Genomic DNA, 3485 nt, shown 5'->3' with positions numbered 1-3485 from the left:
CCGGTGGCTTGCCAGCGGTCCCAGGTGCGGCATCGGAGAACTGAATATCCCGGCCAATGAGCCGGGCAGCTCCATCATGCCCGGAAAAATAAATCCCACCCAGGCAGAAGCCGCCACCATGGTGGCCTGCCAGGTCATGGGAAACGATGCGGCCATCGGCTTTGCCGCCAGCCAGGGAAACTTTGAACTAAATGTATTTAAACCGGTTATCATCCATAACCTGCTCCAATCCGTTACCCTTCTGGCCGGCACCATCTCCTCGTTCACATCCCATTGCCTGGCCGGGATTGCCCCAAACATCCCGGTGATTGAACGCCACCTGAAAAACTCCCTGATGCTGGTCACAGCACTGGCACCACACATCGGATATGACAATGCGGCCCAAATCGCCAAAAAAGCGCTCCAGGACGGCATGACGTTAAAAGAGGCTGCCGCAGAACTGGGCCTGGTTCAGCCCGGGCAATTTGATGAATGGGTCAACCCCGAAATCATGATTCTGGGACGCAAGTAACTTTAAAAAAAAACAGTTCAGCAAAATATAAAAATCATGTATATTCAACCTCTTTTTAGAAGTGAAAATTCCAGAATATCATGGGTATCATTATAATTAGTAATATTGATAAATTACAACGGGCTGGCCCTGGACACCATCCGGGCGGTTTTGGAACATGGAGTGGAAAATGGCTAAACCAAAAAAAGAAACAACATTGATGGACAAAGTCGTTGGACTTTGTAAACGCAGGGGATTTGTATATCCGGGATCTGAAATTTACGGCGGACTTGCCAATGCCTGGGATTTCGGTCCTTTGGGAGTGGAACTGCTTAAAAATCTGAAAGAGGCCTGGTGGAAAAAATTTGTCACCGAGCGCATTGATATGGTGGGCCTGGACGCCGCCATCCTCATGAATCCGACCACCTGGGAAGCCTCCGGCCATGTGGGCAGTTTTTCCGATCCGCTGATGGACTGCAAAAAATGTAAATCCCGGGAGCGGGCTGACAAGCTTGTGGAAAACTGGCAGCAGGACAACGGGTCTGGTGAACAGCCCGCCAACTGGGCCGGGGAAAAGACCCCGCCCCAGGATATGCTGGATTTTATTAATGCCAAGAACATCACCTGTCCCCAGTGCGGCAGCCTTGACTGGACCCTGCCCAAGGCATTTAACCTGATGTTTAAAACCCAGCAGGGTGTGGTTGAAGGCGAGGGAAAGGACATTTATCTGCGTCCTGAAACCGCCCAGGGTATTTTTGTCAATTTTAAAAATGTCCAGACCACCTCACGCAAAAAGATTCCCTTTGGGATTGCCCAGATCGGAAAGGCATTCAGGAACGAAATTACCCCGGGCAACTTTGTATTCAGGACCCGGGAGTTTGAACAGATGGAAATTGAATATTTTTGTAAACCCGGTACTGATCTTGAGTACCATGACTTCTGGAAAAAATTCTGCATGGACTGGTACCTGGGCCTGGGCGTTACCCCGGACAATCTTAGATTCCGCGACCACGACAAGGCGGAATTGTCCCATTACTCCAATGCCACCTCCGATATTGAATACCGGTATTCCTTTGGCTGGGGGGAACTGTGCGGCATCGCCTCCCGGACCAACTATGACTTAAGCCAGCATATGGCGCACTCCTCCAAGGATCTGCAGTATTTTGACGAGGCTTCCAAGGAAAAGTACATCCCCTTTGTTATTGAACCCTCCCTTGGGGTTCAGCGCTCCGCTCTGGTCTTTTTGTGCGACGCCTATGAAGAAGAAGAGATTAATGAGGATGATACCCGGGTGGTGCTGCATCTTCACAACCAGCTGGCCCCGGTGAAAATTGCAGTGATGCCCCTGGCTAAAAAAATTGCCGACAATGCTAAAAATGTTTTTCACACCCTGGTACGGCAACTGGGGCTGAACATGGATTTTGACGTCCAGGGCAGCATCGGCAAGCGCTACCGCCGCCAGGACGAGGCCGGCACGCCCTATTGCGTCACCTTTGATTATGAGTCCCTTGACGACAATGCCGTCACCATCCGGGAGCGGGATTCCATGGATCAGCAGCGCATGAAAATAGATGAACTGGTTCCCTTTTTCCGGGAAAAATTTACATATTAACGAAAGCCTGATTTTATGCCTTTGTATTCATACAACAATATTGTGCCGGATATCCACGACTCCGTTTTTATCGCACCTAGTGCCCAAATTATAGGTGATGTGCAAATCGGCCGGGATTCTTCGGTGTGGTTTCAAACGGTTATCCGGGGAGATGTCGCCGGAATCCGCATTGGTGAACGCACAAATATTCAGGATCTTTGCACGGGCCATGTGGCCAAAGACATCCCTTTGATCATCGGCAACGGCGTTACCATCGGCCATAACTGCTGTGTTCACGGCACCACCATTGGGGACGGCTGCCTGATCGGCATGGGTGCTGTTCTCCTGAACAAAAGCGTCATCGGGGAAGGCTGCGTCATCGCGGCCGGTACCCTTGTTCTGGAAAGAACTATAATTCCACCCTATTCACTGGTTACAGGGTCGCCGGGCAAGGTCAAAAAAGTTTACGAGAACCGGGAAGAGATTGATCGGATGCTGAAAAGAGCCTCTGATGGCTATGTGGAACATGCAAGGGAATATCGTTCCAACGATCTGTTTTATGAGATCAAAAAATAAGTTGGAGGATATGGTGGGCATCGCTGCGCGTTTGCCCACCCTACAACTACAACTCGTCTTCGTAGATATATGATCTTCATGTCCTTCTGTTTCAGGCGGCTGTTTCGACCCCTGCCCGGTCCTTTTCAAGCCCCATGGCCCGGCCCAGCAATTGGGTAATGAGCATGGCGGGGATGGGGGGGGGTGATCCTGATTTCAGGATAAGGTCCCGGCCGTGTTCAAACTGCATGTGGCAATAATTGCATGCCGTGCAGATGATATCCGCGCCTTCCTGTTCCGCTGTTTTATATTTTTCCAGAATAAAAGTCTGTGCCAGGCTGCTGTTTTTCTCCAACAGGGGATTGCCGCAGCATTCCAGGCGTCTGGACCAGTTTACGGGATCTGCCCCGGTCAGTGTGATAATCCGTTCAAATATCGCCGGTGCATTGGGGCGGTCATCAAACCCGGTGATGGTTGAGGGGCGCAGCGCATGACAGCCGTAGCTTGGGGCGACTTTTACCCCGGCAAGGGGATGGGTGATGCACTGCCGGAGAAGATCTTTATCGATTTCCCGGTCCAGGAGGGTCAGCATGTGATGGATTTTGACGCCCCCGTCATAGTACAGCCCTTCCTTTTTCAGTATACTGTTGATCATGACTTGTTTGTCGGGATCATTTTTAAAATAATATTCTGCCTGTTTAAGGGCACCGAAACAGCATTTGCACAGGGTCAATACAGGCAGGTTATGGGCCTGGGCCATGGCCAGGTTCCGTATGGCCAGCAAAAGAAAGGCATCCAGATTTTTTTCCTTAACAGGGTATCCGCAACATCCAAAGTCAAGTTCTTCGG

At 50.7% G+C, this 3485-nt stretch carries 4 protein-coding genes; 3 read left to right on the top strand and 1 reads right to left on the bottom strand.

From position 1 onward, the window contains the following. The 3 genes from AB7U36_RS16815 to AB7U36_RS16805 all read left to right on the top strand — a co-directional run. On the top strand, positions 1-511 hold a 511-nt coding region (locus AB7U36_RS16815; RefSeq protein ID WP_428160854.1), incomplete at its 5' end, for a lyase family protein. A 169-nt stretch (positions 512-680) separates the two neighbouring features. Continuing rightward, positions 681-2102 carry a glycine--tRNA ligase gene (locus AB7U36_RS16810; protein WP_428160853.1) on the top strand — a complete coding sequence of 474 codons (1422 nt, stop codon included), beginning with the start codon at positions 681-683 and terminating at the stop codon, positions 2100-2102. A gap of 15 nt (positions 2103-2117) precedes the next feature. After that, positions 2118-2657: a gamma carbonic anhydrase family protein gene (locus AB7U36_RS16805; protein WP_428160852.1), complete on the top strand. Its 540-nt coding sequence runs from the start codon at positions 2118-2120 to the stop codon at positions 2655-2657. A 91-nt stretch (positions 2658-2748) separates the two neighbouring features. On the opposite strand, the gene AB7U36_RS16800 is transcribed toward AB7U36_RS16805, so the two are convergent. Beyond that, a partial coding sequence (locus tag AB7U36_RS16800; protein WP_428160851.1) for a heterodisulfide reductase-related iron-sulfur binding cluster occupies positions 2749-3485 on the bottom strand: 737 nt, incomplete at its 5' end.

It is taken from the genome of Desulfobacter sp., from assembly GCF_050177295.1.
The sequence above is the reverse complement of the archived record's forward strand: the minus strand, read 5'-3'. Positions and strand labels throughout refer to the sequence as shown.

Excerpts from the sequence above, each read along its gene's own strand:
- AB7U36_RS16810 (WP_428160853.1), top strand. The coding sequence starts at position 681 with ATGGCTAAACCAAAAAAAGAAACAACATTGATGGACAAAGTCGTTGGA.
- AB7U36_RS16805 (WP_428160852.1), top strand. The coding sequence starts at position 2,118 with ATGCCTTTGTATTCATACAACAATATTGTGCCGGATATCCACGACTCC.